Annotated in this window: 14 protein-coding genes and 5 tRNA genes; 12 read left to right on the forward strand and 7 right to left on the reverse strand. The window is 75.6% G+C overall.

Annotation, left to right across the window (positions count from 1 at the left end):
• The first annotated feature begins 96 nt into the window (after positions 1–96).
• The 4 genes from cbiE to ABD343_RS38320 all read left to right on the forward strand — a co-directional run bounded on the left by cbiE (position 97) and on the right by ABD343_RS38320 (position 7,944).
• On the forward strand, positions 97–1,311 hold the full coding sequence (cbiE, locus tag ABD343_RS38305) for a precorrin-6y C5,15-methyltransferase (decarboxylating) subunit CbiE (RefSeq protein ID WP_344535213.1): 1,215 nt from the start codon (positions 97–99) through the stop codon (positions 1,309–1,311).
• 255 nt (positions 1,312–1,566) lie between these two features.
• Positions 1,567–5,577, forward strand: a complete 4,011-nt coding sequence (gene cobT, locus ABD343_RS38310; protein ID WP_344535215.1) for a nicotinate-nucleotide--dimethylbenzimidazole phosphoribosyltransferase — start codon at positions 1,567–1,569, stop codon at positions 5,575–5,577.
• A gap of 300 nt (positions 5,578–5,877) precedes the next feature.
• Positions 5,878–7,131 carry a uroporphyrinogen-III C-methyltransferase gene (cobA, locus tag ABD343_RS38315; RefSeq protein WP_344535217.1) on the forward strand — a complete coding sequence of 418 codons (1,254 nt, stop codon included), beginning with the start codon at positions 5,878–5,880 and terminating at the stop codon, positions 7,129–7,131.
• 9 nt (positions 7,132–7,140) lie between these two features.
• A complete protein-coding gene (locus ABD343_RS38320; RefSeq protein WP_344535219.1) occupies positions 7,141–7,944 on the forward strand; it encodes a TrmH family RNA methyltransferase in 804 nt (267 codons plus the stop codon).
• Here ABD343_RS38320 and ABD343_RS38325 read toward each other — a convergent pair.
• Entirely contained in the window at positions 7,934–9,397 is a 1,464-nt protein-coding gene (locus ABD343_RS38325) for an FAD/NAD(P)-binding protein (RefSeq protein ID WP_344535221.1), read from the reverse strand. The two genes, ABD343_RS38320 and ABD343_RS38325, sit on opposite strands and share 11 nt — an antisense overlap.
• Before the next feature lie 152 nt (positions 9,398–9,549).
• Here ABD343_RS38325 and ABD343_RS38330 point away from each other — a divergent pair, with 152 nt between their 5' ends.
• Positions 9,550–10,716, forward strand: coding sequence for a helix-turn-helix domain-containing protein (locus tag ABD343_RS38330; protein ID WP_344535223.1), 1,167 nt, complete (start codon positions 9,550–9,552; stop codon positions 10,714–10,716).
• Between the two features lie 9 nt (positions 10,717–10,725).
• Here ABD343_RS38330 and ABD343_RS38335 read toward each other — a convergent pair whose 3' ends face one another.
• A complete protein-coding gene (locus ABD343_RS38335) occupies positions 10,726–12,135 on the reverse strand; it encodes a serine/threonine-protein kinase (RefSeq protein ID WP_344535225.1) in 1,410 nt (469 codons plus the stop codon).
• A gap of 234 nt (positions 12,136–12,369) precedes the next feature.
• On the opposite strand from ABD343_RS38335, the gene ABD343_RS38340 reads away from it, so the two are divergent.
• From ABD343_RS38340 to ABD343_RS38355, 4 genes are all read left to right on the forward strand, one after another.
• Positions 12,370–12,615, forward strand: coding sequence for a hypothetical protein (locus ABD343_RS38340; RefSeq protein WP_344535227.1), 246 nt, complete (start codon positions 12,370–12,372; stop codon positions 12,613–12,615).
• A 264-nt stretch (positions 12,616–12,879) separates the two neighbouring features.
• Positions 12,880–13,089 (forward strand): hypothetical protein, encoded by a 210-nt coding sequence (locus ABD343_RS38345; protein ID WP_344535229.1) that lies wholly within the window; start codon positions 12,880–12,882, stop codon positions 13,087–13,089.
• Between the two features lie 486 nt (positions 13,090–13,575).
• Positions 13,576–14,523, forward strand: a complete 948-nt coding sequence (locus ABD343_RS38350) for a phosphotransferase (protein WP_344535231.1) — start codon at positions 13,576–13,578, stop codon at positions 14,521–14,523.
• 37 nt (positions 14,524–14,560) lie between these two features.
• Entirely contained in the window at positions 14,561–14,869 is a 309-nt protein-coding gene (locus ABD343_RS38355) for a TFIIB-type zinc ribbon-containing protein (protein ID WP_344535465.1), read from the forward strand.
• 198 nt (positions 14,870–15,067) lie between these two features.
• Here ABD343_RS38355 and ABD343_RS38360 read toward each other — a convergent pair.
• From ABD343_RS38360 to ABD343_RS38380, 5 genes are all read right to left on the reverse strand, one after another.
• Positions 15,068–15,139 (reverse strand) — tRNA-Val (locus tag ABD343_RS38360).
• Positions 15,140–15,155: 16 nt separating this feature from the next.
• Positions 15,156–15,227: transfer RNA gene (locus tag ABD343_RS38365), tRNA-Val, on the reverse strand.
• A gap of 26 nt (positions 15,228–15,253) precedes the next feature.
• Positions 15,254–15,325, reverse strand: a tRNA-Val gene (locus ABD343_RS38370).
• Between the two features lies 1 nt (position 15,326).
• Positions 15,327–15,400 (reverse strand) — tRNA-Cys (locus ABD343_RS38375).
• 36 nt (positions 15,401–15,436) lie between these two features.
• A tRNA-Gly gene (locus tag ABD343_RS38380) sits at positions 15,437–15,509 on the reverse strand.
• 119 nt (positions 15,510–15,628) lie between these two features.
• Here ABD343_RS38380 and ABD343_RS38385 point away from each other — a divergent pair.
• From ABD343_RS38385 to ABD343_RS38395, 3 genes are all read left to right on the forward strand, one after another.
• Entirely contained in the window at positions 15,629–16,756 is a 1,128-nt protein-coding gene (locus ABD343_RS38385) for a chorismate-binding protein (protein WP_344535233.1), read from the forward strand.
• Positions 16,757–16,763: 7 nt separating this feature from the next.
• The gene (locus tag ABD343_RS38390) at positions 16,764–17,585 is read left to right on the forward strand and encodes an aminotransferase class IV (RefSeq protein WP_344535234.1); all 822 of its coding nucleotides are present in this window, start codon (positions 16,764–16,766) and stop codon (positions 17,583–17,585) included.
• A gap of 72 nt (positions 17,586–17,657) precedes the next feature.
• Positions 17,658–18,509, forward strand: coding sequence for a GNAT family N-acetyltransferase (locus ABD343_RS38395; RefSeq protein WP_344535236.1), 852 nt, complete (start codon positions 17,658–17,660; stop codon positions 18,507–18,509).

An 18,509-nucleotide genomic window follows, 5' to 3' on the forward strand; every position in this document is an offset into this window, starting at 1 on the left:
CGACCGCCGAACGGGGGTACTCTCAGTGGGCCCTCGGCCTGCGATCAGCACGGACGGGCAGCACAGACGAGCCCACAGCCCAGGAGAAACGCACCCATGGCCGACCGCGTCACCGTGATCGGATGGGACGGTTCGCCGTTGACCGACGCCGCGCGCTCGGCCCTCGGCGCGGCCACCCTCGTCGCCGGAGCCGGCCACCACCTGGCCCTGTCCGAGGTCCCGCCGCACGCCGAACGCATCCGGCTCGGCAGCGCGTCCCTCGCGGCGCGGCGCATCGCGCGGCACCGGGGCTCCGCCGTGGTCCTCGCCGACGGCGACCCCGGGTTCTTCGGCGTCGTGCGCACCCTGCGCGCCCCCGAACACGGCCTGGAGGTCGAGGTCGTCCCCGCGGTCTCCTCCGTCGCCACCGCCTTCGCACGCGCCGGGATGCCCTGGGACGACGCCCGTATCGTCGTCGCGCACACCCGCACCCTGCGCCGCGCGGTCAACGTCTGCCGGGCCCACCCCAAGGTCGCCGTCTTCACCTCGCCGGGCGCGGGCCCGGCCGAACTCGCGCTGCTCCTGGCCGGGGTGCACCGCACCTTCGTGATCTGCGAGGCGCTGGGCACCGAGCGCGAGGAGGTCTCGGTCCTGACCTCCGACAAGGTCGCCGACCACACCTGGCGCGACCCCAACGTGGTCATCGTCGTCGGCGGCCCGCAGACCGAGAGCTCCGGCGACGGCTGGCTCGCGGGCCAGCACACCGGCTACCCCCCGGCCGTACGCGGCTGGGCGCTGCCCGTCACCGAGTACGCGGGCGAGACCGCGGTCGCCAGGGACAGCGAGACCACGCAGCTCCGCGCCGCCCAACTGGCCCGGCTGGGCCCGCGCGTGGGCGACCTCGTCTGGGACATCGGCGCGGGCAGCGGCGCGTTCGCCGTCGAGGCCGCCCGGTTCGGCGCCGCCGTCCTCGCCGTCGACGCGGACGCCGACGCCTGCGCCCGTACGCACGCCGCGGCCCGGCGCTTCGGCGTCCAGGTCGAGACGGTGCACGGCACGGCCCCGCACATCCTGGAGGACCTGCCCGAACCCGACGTCGTACGGGTCGGGGGCGGGGGAGTGCCCACGCTCGCCGCGGTCGCCGAACGGCGCCCGGCGCGCGTCGTCACGCACGCGGCGACCCGGGACGAGGCGGAGGCGCGGGGACGGGCGCTGGCCGAGGGCGGATACGCCGTGGAGTGCGCGCTGCTCCAGTCGGTCGACCTGGACACGGGGGAGTGGGCGGAAAGTGAACGCGCGGTTGTGTTCCTGCTGTCCGGTGTCCGTATCTGAATTTCTGCGATCCGGTGCGTGACGAACCCCGACGAAGTGCTGTTTCTCTCCCACCTATGGCCAGCGGGGCACTCAGTGCCGGGTAGGCTGATGGATCGTTGTGCCACTGTTCGGGGTTGACGCTTCGTCCGTCATTGTCCGAATGGTGTAGGCGAAGACACGTGCCGCACCGCGTGCGGGCTCGTTCTTTCTCTACGGGGCGTGGCGGTCATCCGCCGGGTTGGAAGGAGCACTAGCGATGGGCGAGGGGAACGCATGACTGACACCGGCCAGGTCCCAGGAGAGGGGCTGCCGGAGAACGCAGGCGGGCAGCCGGAAGGACAGCCGGGCAACCCGGCCCCCGGCACCTACACCTTCGCGGACCCGGCCGACGGCCTCGGTACCCCCGTGGCCGAGGAGGAGGACCTGCTGCTCATGCCGCCGGCCCCCGGCGCGTGGAGCGAGGCCCCCGGCAGCCACGGCCAGGTGCCGCACCAGGTGAACAGCCAGACGCACGGGCAGGTGAACGGACAGGCGAACGGGCAGCAGCCCGCGCAGCCGCAGCAGGGCTCTCAGATGCCGCAGCCGGGCCAGCCGCAGGCCGCCGCCGCCCAGCCCCAGGCGGCCCCGCAGCAGCCGCAGCCCCAGCAGCCGCACGCCCAGCAGGGCATGCCCCAGCAGGGGTTGCCGCAGCAGTCCCAGCCCCAGAACCAGGCTCCGGCCCCGGCCTCGCCCCAGGCCCAGCAGCCGTCCCAGGGGGGCCAGGCGCTCACGCCGGAGCAGCAGTCGCAGCAGGCCGCCGCCTCCGCGGCGACGCACGTCTCCCAGGCCCAGGCCCAGGCCCAAGCCCAGGCCCAGGCCCAGGTCCCCGGTCAGACGCAGGGCCAGCAGCCGCCGCACTCCGCGCAGCCCGTCCAGCCGGTGCAGGCGGTCCAGCCCGTCCAGGCCGTACACCCGGTCCAGCCCGGCGAACAGCCGTCCGGGGACCCGGCGTCCGCGGCACAGGCCGAAGCGGACGCGCAGGCCCAGGCGCAGGCCGCTGTCCAGGGGCAGGCCCCGGCCCCGGTTCCCGGCCAGGTCCAGCCGCAGCCCGTGGAACAGGGCCAGGCCCAGGCTCAGCCTCAGCAGACCCAGCAGCCCGAGCACGACGGGCAGTTCCCGCAGGACCAGAACCAGGGCCAGAGCCAGGAGCTGCCGGACGCCGTCCCGGTATCCGCGCCCGGCCCGCACGAGGCCGACGGCCGTGACTCCGGTTCCATCGACCTCGGCGCGGTCCGCGAGCAGCAGGCCTCCGCCGCGTCCGCGTCCGCCCCCGCCGCGCCCTCCTCCGGCGCCAACGGCCGTCGTCCGCTCCACCTCGGCCCGCCCGTGCCCGAGCAGTCCGGCGCCGTGCGCCCGCTCTCCGACCGGGGCGCCGCCCCGGCGCCCGGCCAGCAGGGGCCCGTTCCGACTCCGGCCCAGGGCGCCCCCGTTGCCCCCGGCACCCCCGCGCACGGCACGCCGGTCCAGCCCTCCGTACCGGCGCAGGCCACGCAGGAGCCGCAGCCCGTCGCCCAGGACGGCGCGGACGAGCAGCAGGCGCAGGCGCAGGCCGCCGCGCAGGCGCAGGTGCCCGCGCCGCCCGTGCAGCACGGGACGCCGCCGCACGCGACGCCCGTACGGGAGCAGGGCCCGCCGACCATCGGCCCCGAGTACCTCGACGTCGCGCACCAGGAGGGCGAGGCCCTGCCCGGTCCGCAGCTCGGCGAGTTCCCGGCCCAGCTCGACGCGTGGGCCGCGGGGAACACGCAGTCCGCCGCCACGCCCGCCCCTGCCCCCGCCGAAGCCGCCTCCGCAGAAACGGTCGGCCGCGAAGCGGAGGCGACAGATTCCGGCCAAGTTCCGGACGCGCCCGAGCAGCAGCAGGCGGAGCAGGCGAGCACCCCCGCCGAGGGCACACCGGCGGCGGAGTCGCCGGAGCAGGCGGAGTCCGCCGAGGCGGCGGGCCTGGCCGAGTCCGCGGAATCCCCCGAGCAGGCCCCGGCCGCCGAAGAGCCCGCGCAGAACGGGCCGATCGCGGTGTCGTCCTCCGGCGAGGCCGTACCGCAGGGCGTCCCCGCCGAGGGCGGCGAGCCCGAGGACCCCGCCGCGGCCTCGATAAACCAGGACGGCCCGGCGGCCGAAGCCGCGCCGTCCTCCGACGGCGAAGACGGCACGCCCGCCGCCGAGGCGACCGGGGCGGAGACGCCCGCCGCCGGAGCCGCGGCCCCCGAGGCCGTTCCCGAAGCCGAGCCCGCCTCCGACGCCGCCCCCGAAGCGGAGGCCGACGCCGCCGCCGAGGCCGAACCGGCCACCGCCGAAGGCCCCGAGACCGCCGCGACCGCCGAGACGACCGAAGCCACCGAGACCACCGAGGCCCCTGAAGCCGCCGACAGCGCGGAGGCGGCGGAAGCCCCGGAGGACGCGCAGGCCATGCAGGCCGCAGAGGACACGCAGCCCGCAGAGGCCACAGAAGCCACCGAGCCCACCGAGGGCACGGACGACGCGGAGGACGCGAGTGACGCCCCCGTGGGCGAGCCCGCGCCCGGTTTCGCCGAGGCCGAGCGCGAGGCCGTGCACCGGCTGATGCGCGAGCGCCGCGACATCCGCAACGGCTTCCGTTCCGACCCCATCCCGCACGAGGTGCTGCTCCGCGTCCTCGAAGCGGCCCACACGGCTCCCAGCGTCGGGCACTCGCAGCCCTGGGACTTCGTGGTGATCCGCTCCGAGGAGACCCGGCGGACCATGCACGAGATGGCGCAGCGCCAGCGCGACGCGTACGCCAAGTCGCTCCCCAAGGCGCGCGCGAAGCAGTTCAAGGAACTGAAGATCGAGGCCATCCTCGACACCCCGGTGAACATCGTCGTCACCGCCGACCCGACGCGCGGCGGGCGCCACACCCTCGGCCGTCACACGCAGCCGCAGATGGCGCCGTACTCCTCCGCGCTCGCCGTCGAGAACCTCTGGCTCGCCGCGCGCGCCGAGGGCCTCGGCGTCGGCTGGGTCAGCTTCTTCGACGAGCGCGAGATGGTCCGCGCCCTCGAACTCCCGGAGCACCTGGAGGTCGTGGCGTACCTGTGCGTGGGGTACGTCGACGAGTTCCCGGACGAGCCCGAGCTGGCCCAGGCGGGCTGGTCCAAGCGCCGCCCGCTCTCCTGGGTCGTCCACGAGGAGTCGTACGGCCGCCGGGCGCTGCCCGGTGCCGAGCCGCACGATCTGCTCGCCGAGACGCTCGACGCGATCCGCCCGCTCGACGCCAAGGCGCTCGGTGAGGCGTGGGAGCGGCAGAAGCGGATGACGAAGCCCTCGGGCGCGCTCGGCATGCTGGAGATCATCTCCGCGCAGCTCTGCGGGCTGTCCCGGAAGTGCCCGCCCCCGATCCCGGAGCCCGCCGCCGTCGCGGTCTTCGCGGGCGACCACGGGGTGCACGCCCAGGGCGTGACCCCCTGGCCGCAGGAGGTCACCGGCCAGATGGTGGCCAACTTCCTGGGCGGCGGCGCGGTCTGCAACGCCTTCGCGAACCAGGTCGGCGCCGAGGTCTGCGTCGTCGACGTGGGCGTGGCCGGTGAACTGCCCGCCACCCCCGGCCTGCTGCCCCGCAAGGTGCGCTACGGCACCTCGGACATGACGACCGGCCCGGCCCTCACCCGCGACGAGGTCGCACGGGCGATCGAGGTCGGCATCGAGACCGCCCGCGACCTGGTGGCCGCGGGCAACAAGGCGCTGCTCACCGGCGAGATGGGCATCGCCAACACCACGGCCTCCGCCGCGCTGATCTCCGTGTGCACGGGCACCGACCCCGCCGAGGTCACCGGGCGCGGTACGGGCATCAACGACGAGACGCACGCCCGCAAGGTCGAGGTCGTCCGCCGCGCCCTGGACCTGCACAAGCCCGACCCGGCCGACCCGATCGGCCTGCTCTCCGCCGTCGGCGGCCTGGAGCATGCCGCGATGGTCGGCCTGATCCTCGGCGGCGCCTCGCTGCGTACGCCCGTGATCCTGGACGGCGTCAGCGCGGGCGCGTCGGCGCTCGTCGCGCGCGCCCTCGCGCCGGAGGCGCTGGCCGCCTGCATCGCGGGCCACCGCAGCGCCGAGCCCGGCCATGTCGCGGCCCTCACCAAGCTGAGCCTGCGCCCGCTGGTCGATCTCGACCTGCGGCTGGGCGAGGGCACGGGCGCGCTGCTGGCCCTCCCGATGGTCCAGAGCGCGGCCCGCACCATGCACGAGGTCGCGACCTTCGACTCGGCGGGAGTCACCGAGAAGAGCTGACCCCGTCGGCCGTCCCTCCCCGACCGGCCCTGTCCCACGCGTACGAGCGCGGGGCGGGGCCGGTCGGACGCCATACGGCGCCGCTCGTTCCGCCCGTTACGCCCGTCCGGAGTCACGCGCCGTGACCTGCGGTACAGCCCCGTCCCCGCGCCCGGCATAGGCTTGCCGCACACCCGCCGCTCCGACGCCGCAGCGGCCGCGCCCGTCCCACGCCGCACGTCCCACGTCGCCCGTCTCGGCCGCCCCCGGCCGTACAGCCGCGCCGTCCCGCCGCCCCGCCGTCCCCGAGGAGCCCGTCCCATGCCCGCCACGCCCGAGCCCACCCCCGCCACCCCCGCGTACCCGGTCGGCCTCCGTCTCGCCGGCCGCCGTGTCCTCGTGGTCGGCGGCGGCACCGTCGTCCAGCGGCGGCTGCCCGGCCTCCTCGCGGCGGGCGCCGACGTCGTGCTCGTCTCCCCGGAGGTCACGCCCTCCGTCGAGGCCATGGCGCAGGCGGGCGAGCTGACCTGGCACCGCCGCCCGTACGAGGACGGCGACATGGACGGCGCCTGGTACGCACTCGTGTCCACCGACGACCCCGAGGTCAACACGGCCGCGGCGGCCGAGGCCGAGTCCCGCCGCGTGTGGTGCGTACGGACGGACGACGCGGACGCGGCGACCGCGTGGACCCCGGCGACCGGGCGCGCGGCGGGCGTCACCGTCGCCGTCCTCACCAGCGGCACCGGCGACGCGCCCCGCGACCCGCGCCGCACGGCCGCCATCCGCGACGCGGTCGTCGCCGGACTCGGCGACGGCAGCCTCGCTGTGCCGGGGCACCGGGCGCGGACCTCCGGCGTCGCCCTCGTCGGCGGCGGGCCCGGCGACCCCGACCTGATCACGGTGCGCGGCCGCCGCCTGCTCGCCGAGGCCGACGTCGTCGTCGCCGACCGGCTCGGCCCCCGCGACCTGCTCGACGAACTCCCGCCGCACGTCGAGGTGATCGACGCCGCGAAGATCCCGTACGGCCGCGCCATGGCCCAGGACGCCATCAACCAGGCGCTCGTGGACCACGCCAAGGCGGGCCGCTCCGTCGTCCGCCTCAAGGGCGGCGACCCGTACGTCTTCGGCCGCGGCATGGAGGAGGTCGAGCGGCTCACCGCCGAGGGCATCCCCGTCACCGTCGTCCCCGGCATCTCCAGCTCGATCAGCGTGCCGGGCGCCGCCGGGATCCCGGTCACGCACCGGGGCGTGGCGCACGAGTTCACGGTCGTCAGCGGGCACGTCGCGCCCGACGACCCGCGCTCGCTCGTCGACTGGCCCGCGCTCGCCCGGCTGCGCGGCACCCTCGTGCTGATGATGGCCGTCGAGAACATCGGCGCCATCGCCGCCGCGCTCGTCGCCCACGGCCGCGACCCGGAGACGCCCGTCGCCCTGGTCCAGGAGGGCACGATGGCGACCGAGCGCCGCGTCGACGCCACCCTCGCGACGGTGGGGGAGCGGGCGAGGGCCGAGGGCGTACGGCCGCCCGCGGTCATCGTGATCGGAGAGGTCGTCGCCGTCGGTACGCGGCAGTAGCATCGACGCGTGTCCGAACTCATCACCGTCGAGGACCCCGACGACCCCCGGCTGGGCGACTACACCGGGCTGACGGACGTCGAGCTGCGCCGCCGACGCGAGCCCGCCGAGGGACTCTTCATCGCCGAGGGCGAGAAGGTCATCCGCCGCGCCCGCCACGCCGGTTACGAGATGCGCTCGATGCTGCTCTCCGCGAAGTGGCTCGACGTCATGCGGGACGTCATCGACGAGGTCCCCGCGCCCGTCTACGCCGTCAGCCCCGAGCTGGCCGAGCGCGTCACCGGCTACCACGTGCACCGTGGCGCGCTCGCCTCCATGCAGCGCAAGCCGCTGCCCACGCCGGAGGACGTGCTCGCCACGGCCCGCCGGGTCGTCGTCATGGAGTCCGTCAACGACCACACCAACATCGGCGCGATCTTCCGCAGCGCCGCCGCGCTCGGCATCGACGCCGTCCTGCTCTCCCCGGACTGCGCCGACCCGCTCTACCGGCGCTCCGTGAAGGTCTCCATGGGCGCCGTCTTCGCCGTGCCGTACGCGCGACTGGAATCCTGGCCGCACAGCCTGGAGGCCGTGCGCGACGCGGGCTTCCCGCTGCTCGCCCTCACTCCGGACGCGAAGGCCGTGCCGATCGACTCGCTCGGCCCCGACCGGATGGAGAGGGTCGCGCTGATGCTCGGCGCGGAGGGCGACGGACTCTCGGCCCGCGCCCTGCGCGCCGCCGACGAATGGGTGCGCATCCCGATGTCCCACGGCGTCGACTCCCTCAACGTCGGCGCGGCGGCGGCCGTCGCGTTCTACGCCGTCACGCGCTGACCGGCGCCCCGTCGCCCCGCGGGTCCCCGAACGCCCGCGCCGCGGCGGCGGCCTGGACGGTGACGCCGGGCACGCTCGCCGTCAGGAACGGCCCGCCGCCCGTCAGGTCCCCGACCACCTGGACGCGCGGGTCGGCGGGGAGCAGTCCGCCGGACGGGTGCACGGTGGCGAGCCCGGCGACCGCCAGCGCCCTGACCAGCTCCCGGGCGGCGGCCGGGACCGTCTGCGGCGGCGGGTTCACGGCGTTGACGACGCTCCCCGCCGCCCGCGTACCCCCACCGTGCCGTATCCGGAACCGGCCGCTCACCGGCTCGATCCCCCGCACCCCGGGAACGACCGTGAGCTGACCGGAGTCCAGCAGCCGCAGCAGCACGGCCGCGTTGCCCGGCACCATGGGCGAGGCCACGCTGACGGCCGTACGGGCATGGCGGCGCAGCCGCGCGCGGTCCGCCCCGGGCAGCAGCCGCCAGGCGACGGGCCCGACGGTGTGCGCGGCGGCCTGCACCACGCGGCGCCCGATCCGCGGATCATCCACGGCCGCGAGCTGGGCGCGCAGCCGCCGTACGGGATCCTCGTGCCCCGTGGCCAGCAGCCCGGCCGCGAGCGCGTCGAAGTCCTCGCCCTCCTCGGCGAGTTCCGCGCGGAGCAGCCCGACGAGGTCGTCCAGCGCGAGCCCGCCCCGTGCCGCGTGCAGCTCCGCGACCCGCTCGGGCGTCAGATGCCGGGGGCGCCGCCCGTCGGGGCGCTGCCAGACATGGGGGAGCACCCCGCTGCGCGAGAGCAGCGCGACCGGCCCGGTGTGGCCGCGCGCGGCGAGCGCCACGACGACGTCCACGGCGGTCAGCCCGCTCCCGATGACGGCGACCTCGTCCCCGTACGGCACCTCGCGCAGCCCGCGGGCCAGCGGGTACGGGTCGGCGACGAACCCCGGGGCCCCGGCGAGGCCGTACGGGTCCGGGGGCGTGCCGCCGCCCACGCACAGCGCGAGCCGGTCGGCCTCGAACTCCCGCCCGCCGCCCGTATGGAGCGTGAGCCGTCCCCGGGGCCCCGCGCCCGCGACTCCGGTCACCCGTTCCGGCACCACGTGGACCGTCCGGCCCTGTTCGGCGAGCGCCGCCATGGCCTTCTCCGCGGTGTGCTCCAGATACGTGCCGTAGAGCGCGCGGGGGACCAGGGGCTGGCCGAACAGCGGATCGACGTGACGCGCGGCCAGGCCGTCGCCGAGCCAGTCCGCGTAGTGCCCGAAGTCGCCGTGCCTGACCGACATGAGGGCGGGCGGCGCGTTCACCCGCACCGCGTCCAGGTCCGGGCCGTAGGGCCGCCCGCGCCACAGCCGCGGCGAGGGCTCGAAGACGGTGACCGTCCCGCCCGCGGCTCCCCCGTCCCGCGCGGTGGCGAGCGCGTCCAGCAGCGCGACGGCCGCCGCGCCCCCTCCGATGATGGCGATGTCCATGAACCCTCCCAGGTCGTGTGCCCCGACCCTCGCCCCCGCCGCCAGGCCCGCCCCATCCCGCACGCGGGGGCCGCCCACGGGAACACCCCCCTCAATCGGGGGGTTGGTGCGGTACGAAGAGCCGGGCAGGGTGGGCGGTGGGAGGTACGGGGATGACGGAGGCACGCCGGGCGGTGCTGTCGGCCGCCGAACGGGCGCCCGACGCGTACGAGTTGTTCAGCCGGGCCTCCGCCCGGCTGCGGCGGCATGTGCCGTTCCAGGCGGCCGTATGGACGGCGGCCGACCCGGAGACGGGACTGATCACGGCGCCGATGCTGGTGGAGAACCTCGGCTCGGGCGAGGGCTGCGCCGCCTACTGGGAGAGCGAGATCCTGGAGGAGAACGTCGTGCCCTTCCGTGAACTCGCCCGCGCGTCCGTACCGGCGGCCGGGCTGCGGGAGGCCACCGGCGGCCTGCCCTGCCGCAGCGCGCGCTTCCGGCGCCTGCTGCGCGGCCAGGGCGTGCACGACGAACTGCGCGCCGTGCTCCGCGTCGGCGACCGGCCCTGGGGCCTGGTCAGCCTGTTCCGCGCCGACGACGCGTTCCGCGCGGAGGAGATCGCGCTGCTCGCCGGGGTGTCCGGCCCGCTCGCCGCGCGCCTGCGCGGCTTCGCCCGGCCGTCCGGAGCCGTGCCGTCCGGGGCGCTGCCGTCCGGGGCCGCGCACGCCGCCCGTACCGACCCGCCCGCGCCGGGCCTGATCCTCTTCGACGGTACGGGCGAGGCCATGTCGGTCAACGACGAGGCGCGCCACCACCTCGCCCTGCTGCCCGACGGGCCGTCCTTCCTCTCACCGCTGGGGCTCCGGCTCCCGATCTGGGTGATCGGAACGGCCCTCCAGGCCCGCGCCGTCGCCGACGGGCGGGAGCACGGCAACGCCCGGGTGCGCCTCCGTACCACCGAGGGCCACTGGCTGGTCTGCCACGCCTCCTGCCTCACCGGACCCGGCGGCAGCCCCGGGCCCGTGGCCCTCGTCATCGAGCCCGCGGCCCCCGCAGACCTCGCGGTCCTGGTCGCCGAGGCGTACGGACTGACCGCGCGGGAGCTGGAGATCACCCAGCTCGTCGCCCGCGGGATCGCCACCGCCGGGATCGCCAAGACGCTGGTCATCTCCCCGCACACGGTCCGCGACCATCTCAAGGCGCTCTTCGCCAAGATGGGAGTCTCCAGCCGCGGCGAACTGGTCGCCCGGCTCTTCACCGAGCACTACTGGCCCGCGATGCCCGAACCGGTCCGCGTCCGGCGCCCCGACGGCACCACGGCCCGGGCCCGGCGGAGCTGAGCGCGGCGCTCAGCGCCCGCCGTCGCCCTGCTGCTGCCCCGACGAGGAGGACGAGGGGGAGGACAAGGACGAGGGCGACACCGAGGTCGGGGAGGAGGACGGCACCTTCTCGCGCGGACCGCCCAGACCCCGGTCCGGCCCCTGGCAGCCCTGGGCCGCCGCGATGCCGAGCGCCACGAGCAGCGTCACGGTGACGAAGACGATGAGCCGCTGCCGCATCATCCGCCGACGGGGCCCCAGGCCCGGCCGGCGCCCGGCGCCCGTGCCGGGCCGCGAGCCGTTCGGCCGGCTGGTCCCGTTGCGCCCGGTGCCGCTGCCCGTACGCGGTGCGCCCGTACGCCCGCCCGCGATGCGCCCGCCCGCGCGCTGCGGGGCCGGGGTGCGGCGCGTGGTGCGCCCGGCGTCGGAGCGGGGGCCGCTCCCGTCGCGCGGGGTGCGGGGCGTCGAGGCGCGCGGTGCGCTCGCCGGGCCCTCGCGGTCCCGCTCGGTGCGCTGCTGCGCGTACTCCCGCGCCCGCCGTCCGGCCGACGCGGGGCCGCCGTGCCCGGCGCCCGCGCCGCTGCCGCCGGACGCGGCCTCCCCGCCGTCGGACAGCCCGCGCGCCTCGCGGGTGGCGATCTCCTTGAGCCGCAGCGAGAGTTGCAGTGTGCTGGGGCGCTCCTCGGGCGACTTCACCAGGCACGCCTGGACGAGCGGCGCCAGCGCCGCGTGCACGCCCCGCAGGTGCGGCTCCTCGTGCACCACGCGGTACAGCATCACTTCCGAACTGCCCTGCCCGAAGGGCGAGTCGCCCGTCGCCGCGTACGCCAGCGTGGCGCCCAGCGCGAACACGTCCGTCGCGGGCGTCACGGCGGCGCCCCGGACCTGCTCGGGCGCCAGGAAGCCGGGGGAGCCGACCGCCGTGCCCACGTGCGTGAGGGTGCTCGCGCCGGTCGCCCAGGCGATGCCGAAGTCGATGATGCGGGGGCCCTTGGGCGACAGCAGGATGTTCGACGGCTTCAGGTCGCGGTGGACGACGCCCGCCTCGTGCACGGCGACCAGGCCCTCGGCCAACGCGGCGCCGATCGAGGCCACCTGCGCGGCGGGCAGCGGCCCGCCCTCGTTCACCTTGTCGTGCAGGGAGGGGCCCGGGACGTACTGCGTCGCGAACCAGGGGCGGTCCGCGTCCAGATCGGCCGCCACGAGCCGCGCCGTGCAGCCGCCGCGGATGCGCCGGGCCGCCGACACCTCGCGCGCGAAGCGCGAGCGGAACTCCTGGTCCTCGGCGAGGTCCGGCCGGATCACCTTCAGCGCGACGCGCTGCCCGCGCCGGTCCGAGCCGAGATAGACGACGCCCATCCCGCCGGCCCCCAGGCGCCGGTGGAGCCTGAACGAGCCGACGACTCGCGGGTCCTCGCGTCGGAGCCGCATCATCGCCATGTCCGTTCCCCTACCTCCGGTGTCCGATGGGAGATCCCACCCCGCTGACCGGTCCGTCCGACGAGCACAGCTTACGGACTGCCGCCGCGTGGCGCCGAGAGGCCGCGCACGCGGCGCCGGACGGATTGTCAGAGCCGGGTGGGAGCCTGGAAACAGGGACGCCAGGGCGGCGACGGCGGCCCCCGGTCCGCCGGCGCGGATCCAAGGTGCCGTCGAGGAAGGGGGATTGACGGAGTGAAGGGTGACTGGGTGGAAGTGGTGATAGACGCCGGTGACTCCACGAGGACGTACGAGATGACGGCTTCCCGCGCGGGCCGCAGGGTGGAGACCCAGGTCCGCAGGGGAGTGGTCGAAGTGAGCGAAGTCACCAGGAGCGGAAGCGTGGTGCGGACGGCGCGCTTCATGGCCAACCGGGTGCTGGCGCTCGTCGAGCACCCCGTTCCCCGGCAGGACGCGACGGAAGATCCCCGCCCCGTCTGAGCCCCGGAGGCGCCCCCGCTGACCTGCGGGGAAGGCCAACCCCCGGGGTACCCCTGGGGGATTCCCCCGGGAAAGAGGAGCCCGCCTCCACCCAGGGGAGTATCCGAAGGCCCGTCTCCTCATCCTGCGGGAGGCCCCGGAGTCGATACGCGCGCATGACGCCGCCGACCTCCCGCTTGCCTAATGTTGTCGTCAAGCGGCGGACGCAGCACTCGTCCCCCGAGGTCAGACGTCCGCCGCCCCAGACCACGACAGGAGTGGACCATGGCGCACACGGCAGGGCGGACCACGCCCCGAGGACAGGGAAGGCTGGCAGCGGTCGCGGCCCTCGGCACCCGTCCGGGAGGCCGTCGCCATCCACTGGTGGCGGCAGCGATCGTGCTGCCCGCCGCCCTCCTGCTCGGCCTCGTGTCCGGGTGGGTGCAGGTGGTCATGACACAGGCGTCGTCCGTGGCCGGAATGCTGGGGTCCTGAGCGACCCCGGGCCTGGTGGAGCGGACCAGGTCGGGGACTTCCGGCCTTCAGCCCCGTGGGGACGGGGGTGCGGCGGACGGCAGGAGTGCCCGGGTAGCTGGGGAGCTGCCCGGGCACTCGCGCGTCCGGGACCGGGTGGAGACACCCGGTCCCGGACGTACGCGCGCCGCCGCCCGTAGGATCGCCCGGAACCGAACCGCAGGCCGGAGGTCCCGTGCGCACCCTTTCCGCCCCGGCCCCACGGGCGTACGAGCCCTCCAGGGGCGCGGCCGATAGCGCCTCCGACGCGGGCCTTCCGAGCCCTCCGGGCGTTCCGGGCCTCGCGGAACCGTCCGGGGAACCGCATGACGGGCCAGACCCCACCCCGCCGCCGAGCCGTGCGACCGCCCCGGCGCGGTCCGCCCCCGCCGCTCCCGGACCGGCCGGCCCGCACCGCCGTTGCCGCGCACGGCAGTTCACCGCCCCGGGGAGCGGGGGCCGTACGCGATGACCCGCGCCCTCGTCCCCGAGCTGTACGCCCTGGCGGGCGGCGACCCCGCGCACCCGGACGGCGCCGTGCTGGCCCGGCGCCCCGACGGCGTCGTCGTACGGCACACGGGCACCGTCGCCAAGGCCCACGACCCGGAGGCCGACCCGGCGGCGCTCGGCGCGCGCCTCGCCCTCGCGGCCCTCCCGGAGTGCGCCGGAATCCTGCTGCCCCCGTCCGACGGCGGGCGCCTCGTCCCGCTGGCGGACTCCGGCCGCCTCGCCAGCCTCTGGCCGTACGGCACACCCGTCGACCCCGAAGCGCCCGAGCACGCCCCCTGGGAGGCGGCGGGGAACCTCCTCGCCCGCCTCCACGCCGTGGACGCCGACGCGGCCGCCCACCGGCTCGGCACGCCCCTTCCGCCGACGCGCGGCCCCGCGAAGGCGGCCCGCGCCCTCGCCCGTATGCGCGCCGCCGCGCCGCCGCCCGGCCCCCAGGCCCGCGCCGCCGCGGCCGTCGAACGGGCCTGGGCCACCCTGCCCCCCTGGTGCCGCGACGAGGCCCCGCCACCCCGCGCCACCACCGTCTGCCACGGCGACTTCCACCTCGGACAGCTCGTCAGGCACCCGTCCCCGCAAGGCCCCTGGCACCTCATCGACGTCGACGACCTCGGTCTCGGCGACCCGCACTGGGACCTCGCGCGCCCCGCCGCCTGGTACGCCACCGGCCTGCTCGCGCCCGCCGACTGGCACCGCTTCCTCGGCGCGTACGCCCCCGCACCCGACCTCTGGAGCCGTCTCGACGCGCCCGCCCGCGCGCTCACCGTCCAGACCGCGGCCCTCGCCGTGGCGAAGGCGGTCCCCGCGGGCCGCGCGCTCGACGAGGCCGAGAGGGCGTGCGTGGACGCCTGCGCCCGCATCGCGGGCCTCTCCGTCGCTCCCGAAGTGCCCGCTCCCCGGGCGCCGTAGGCTGATCGCGACACGACATGAGAGGAAGCCGACGATGATGCAGTGTCCCAAGTGCGGTGCGCCGATGCAGACGTTCAACCGCAACGGTGTCCAGATAGAGCAGTGCGGAGGCTGTCGGGGGATCTTCCTCGACTACGGCGAGCTGGAGGCCCTCACCAGGATGGAGTCCCAGTGGTCGCAGCCCGCACCGCCGCCCGCACCCGGCGGCCCGCAGGCCTACCCGTCGGGCCCGGCGTGGGGCGCCCCGCACCACGGCCAGCACGGCCAGCACGGGCACTACGGCCACCACGGACACGGCCACCACGGCCACAAGCGCGGCTTCGGCCACATGCTCTTCTCGTCCTGACCCGAAACAAGATGTTCATGGGCGGCCCCCCGAAAACCATGCCGGGGGCCGTCACAGCCCCCGCGTGACTTCTCAGGTCACCCGGCGAAGGGGGGTGCGGGTGGGCGAAGCCCCCCGCAACGCGCGGCGAAGCCGCGCAAAAACAACGAGGGCGAGACGGTCCGCGCCTTCCGCGGACACACCTCGCCCTCGCCATCGTGGACGATACTGGGATTGAACCAGTGACCTCTTCCGTGTCAGGGAAGCGCTCTCCCGCTGAGCTAATCGTCCATGCGGTGATACTGCGTGCGCGGTACTGGGATTGAACCAGTGACCTCTTCCGTGTCAGGGAAGCGCTCTCCCGCTGAGCTAACCGCGCCGGGAGGGTCCGTGTGACGGACCCGGTGGACGATACTGGGATTGAACCAGTGACCTCTTCCGTGTCAGGGAAGCGCTCTCCCGCTGAGCTAATCGTCCTTGGAGGTGGAGACGGGATTTGAACCCGTGTAGACGGCTTTGCAGGCCGTTGCCTCGCCTCTCGGCCACTCCACCAGGAGCGTGGGGGCTCGGGAAGATCCCCCTCGATCGAGCGGACGACCAGGTTCGAACTGGCGACCTCAACCTTGGCAAGGTTGCGCTCTACCAACTGAGCTACGTCCGCGTGTCCTCCGGTCGGCTTCCGCGTCCCGGCGACGTGTTGAACTTTAGCGGATTCCTGGGCCAGCTCAAATTCCGTTTCCGCAGCGTGGCCGCGCAGTGCCCCGCCATAGACTCGAAGATGTGTCCGACCTGACCCCCCTCGCCCGCTTCGGCGGGCTCCTCGCCACCGATCTCCGCGACGTCACCAGCGACCCCGAGGCCCTGGACTCGACGGGCTGGTGGGCCGTCGTGGCGGACTTCGAGGGCGGCCTGCGCTGCGCCCGCTTCGGCGATGTGCGCCGCGCGCCCGTGCCCGCTCCCGAGCCCGGGCGCTGGCGAGGGCCCGCGCCCGGGGCCTGGGTCAGCTCCCTGGACCGCGCCGCCTACACCGAGGGCGTCCGCCGCATCCGCGAGCGGATAGCCGCCGGAGACGTCTATCAGGCCAATCTCTGCCGCGTGCTCTCCGCGCCGCTGCCCGACCCCGACCCGGCCGCCTCCGACATCGACCAGCTCACCGCCCTGCTGGCCCGGGGCAACCCCGCGCCGTACGCGGGCACCGTCCGGCTCCCCGCGCACGGCGTGGAGATCGCCACGGCCTCGCCCGAGCTGTACCTGCGGCGCGTCGGCCGCACCGTCGAGTCCGGGCCCATCAAGGGCACGGGGCGCACGGAGGCCGACCTCCAGGAGAAGGACCACGCCGAGAACGTGATGATCACGGACCTGGTCCGCAACGACCTGGGCCGGGTCTGCGTCCCCGGCTCCATCACCGTCCCCGCCCTCTGCGCCGTCGAGCCCCACCCGGGCCTGGTCCACCTCGTCTCCACCGTGCGCGGCACCCTCGGTGACATCCCGCTCACGGACGGCGCTCCGAAGGGCTGGGCCCGGCTGCTGGACGGCACCTTCCCGCCCGGCTCGGTCACCGGCGCGCCCAAGTCGAGCGCCCTGCGGATCATCCAGGAGCTGGAGACCGCGCCGCGCGGCCCGTACTGCGGCGGCGTCGGCTGGGTCGACGCCGACCGGGGGACGGGCGAGCTGGCCGTCGGGATCCGGACGTTCTGGATCGAGCGCGGCGGCGTCGCGCCACGCCTGTGCTTCGGCGCCGGGGCCGGGATCACCTGGGGCTCCGACCCCGAGGGCGAATGGGCGGAGACCGAACTCAAGGCGGCACGGCTTCTCGCGGTAGCGTCGGGCACGTACGACACGTACGACTCGTACGAGACGAGCACCCCCGGCCGCTGCGAGCGACGCACGGCCCCGCGAGGACGGTGAGAACGGCTTGAAGATCTGGCTCGACGGCGGTCTGCGCGACGCCCACAGCGCACATGTCTCCGTGCTCGACCACGGGCTCACGGTCGGCGACGGCGTCTTCGAGACCGTGAAGACCACCCACGGCACGCCCTTCGCCCTCACCCGCCACCTGGACCGCCTCGCCACCTCCGCGCGCGGCCTCGGCCTGCCCGAGCCCGACCTCGACGAGGTGCGCCGCGCCTGCGCCGCCGTCACCGAGGCCAACCCCGTCGAGCGCGGGCGGCTGCGCATCACCTACACCGGCGGCCTCTCGCCCCTCGGCTCCGACCGGGGTGAGGCCGTGCCCACGCTCGTCGTCGCCCTCGGCGAGGCGGCGCGCAGGCCCGACAGCACCGCCGTGATCACCGTCCCCTGGACCCGGAACGAGCGCGGAGCGCTCACCGGCCTCAAGACGACCTCGTACGCCGAGAACGTCGTGGCCCTCGCCCGCGCCCGCCAGCAGGCCGCCACCGAGTCGCTGTTCGCCAACACCCACGGCCAGCTCTGCGAGGGCACGGGGTCGAACGTCTTCGTCGTCCTCCGCGGCGAGCTGTACACCCCGCCGCTCAGCTCCGGCTGCCTCGCGGGCATCACCCGCGCCCTGACCGTCGAATGGACCGGCGCGCAGGAGACCGAGCTGCCGCTCGACGTGCTGGACCGGGCCGACGAGGTCTTCCTGACATCCACGCTCCGCGACGTCCAGGCCGCCAGCAAGATCGACGGCCGTACGCTGCCCGGCGTCCCCGGGCCCGTCACCGCCAAGGCCATGCGCGTCTTCGAGGAGCGCTCGGCGGCCGAAGTCGACCCGTGATCCACCCTTCCCCGGCCGAACTCGTCGGTATCCGGGTGACGGAACGGGCGCTCAGCGGGTAGAAAACGGTCGATGACCACAACGCTGCGCCCGACCGGGCCCGAGAACCGCACCGCCGACGGCGGACGTACGCGGGCGTACGACATCTGCGTCAACTCCCGCCCCGTGGGCGCCGTTCACCTCGCCGCCGAGGACCAGGGCGGCCCCCTCGTCGGGCGCATAGCCCGGCTCGTCGTGCAGGAGCGCGAGCGCCGCCGGGGGAGGGGGACCACCGCCGCGCTCGCCGCCGAGGAGGTGCTGCGCGGCTGGGGCTGCGCCCGCGTCGAGATCAGCGCCCCCGTGCCCGCCGAGGCGGGCCAGCGGGCCGCGGCCCCCGCCATGCTGGAGGCGCTCGGCTACCGCGAGCGCAACCGGTACATGATCAAGGAGCTGGACGGGCCGCCCGCCCTCCCCGAGGGCAGCGTCGGACGGCCCATGACGGACGAGGAGTTCCCCGCCTGGTGGGAGCGCGGCAAGGAGGGCTATCTGACGGCCCAGACCGACGCCGGCGTCCCCCGGGAGACCGCCGAGAAACGGCTGGAGGCCACCCGCAGCAGCCAGCTCCCCGCGGGCCCCGCGAGCCCGAACACCCTGCTGCGCGTCCTCACCCACCGCGGCACGGACGTCGGCACGGTCTGGGTCAGCCTGGACGTGCCCTTCCGTGAGGACGCGGACGCCTGGGTCTTCGACGTCGTGGTAGACGAGCAGTACCGGGGCAAGGGCCACGGCCGCTCCCTGATGCTCTTCGCCGAGCACGAATGCCTCGCCGTCGGCGCACCCCGCCTCGGCCTCAACGTCAACGCGGGCAACGAGGCGGCCCGGCACCTCTACGAGTCGCTGGGATACCGGGCCGTCGAGCTGTTCTACGGCAAGCCGCTGGCCTAG

The sequence above is a fragment of the Streptomyces albiaxialis genome (assembly GCF_039530985.1).
Classification (GTDB): domain Bacteria; phylum Actinomycetota; class Actinomycetes; order Streptomycetales; family Streptomycetaceae; genus Streptomyces; species Streptomyces albiaxialis.

Coding starts and splice junctions, on each gene's coding strand:
- cbiE (WP_344535213.1), top strand. CDS start 97: ATGGCCGACCGCGTCACCGTGATCGGATGGGACGGTTCGCCGTTGACC.
- cobT (WP_344535215.1), top strand. CDS start 1,567: ATGACTGACACCGGCCAGGTCCCAGGAGAGGGGCTGCCGGAGAACGCA.
- cobA (WP_344535217.1), top strand. CDS start 5,878: ATGCCCGCCACGCCCGAGCCCACCCCCGCCACCCCCGCGTACCCGGTC.
- ABD343_RS38325 (WP_344535221.1), bottom strand. CDS start 9,397: ATGGACATCGCCATCATCGGAGGGGGCGCGGCGGCCGTCGCGCTGCTG.
- ABD343_RS38330 (WP_344535223.1), top strand. CDS start 9,550: ATGACGGAGGCACGCCGGGCGGTGCTGTCGGCCGCCGAACGGGCGCCC.
- ABD343_RS38335 (WP_344535225.1), bottom strand. CDS start 12,135: ATGGCGATGATGCGGCTCCGACGCGAGGACCCGCGAGTCGTCGGCTCG.
- ABD343_RS38345 (WP_344535229.1), top strand. CDS start 12,880: ATGGCGCACACGGCAGGGCGGACCACGCCCCGAGGACAGGGAAGGCTG.
- ABD343_RS38350 (WP_344535231.1), top strand. CDS start 13,576: ATGACCCGCGCCCTCGTCCCCGAGCTGTACGCCCTGGCGGGCGGCGAC.
- ABD343_RS38355 (WP_344535465.1), top strand. CDS start 14,561: ATGCAGTGTCCCAAGTGCGGTGCGCCGATGCAGACGTTCAACCGCAAC.
- ABD343_RS38395 (WP_344535236.1), top strand. CDS start 17,658: ATGACCACAACGCTGCGCCCGACCGGGCCCGAGAACCGCACCGCCGAC.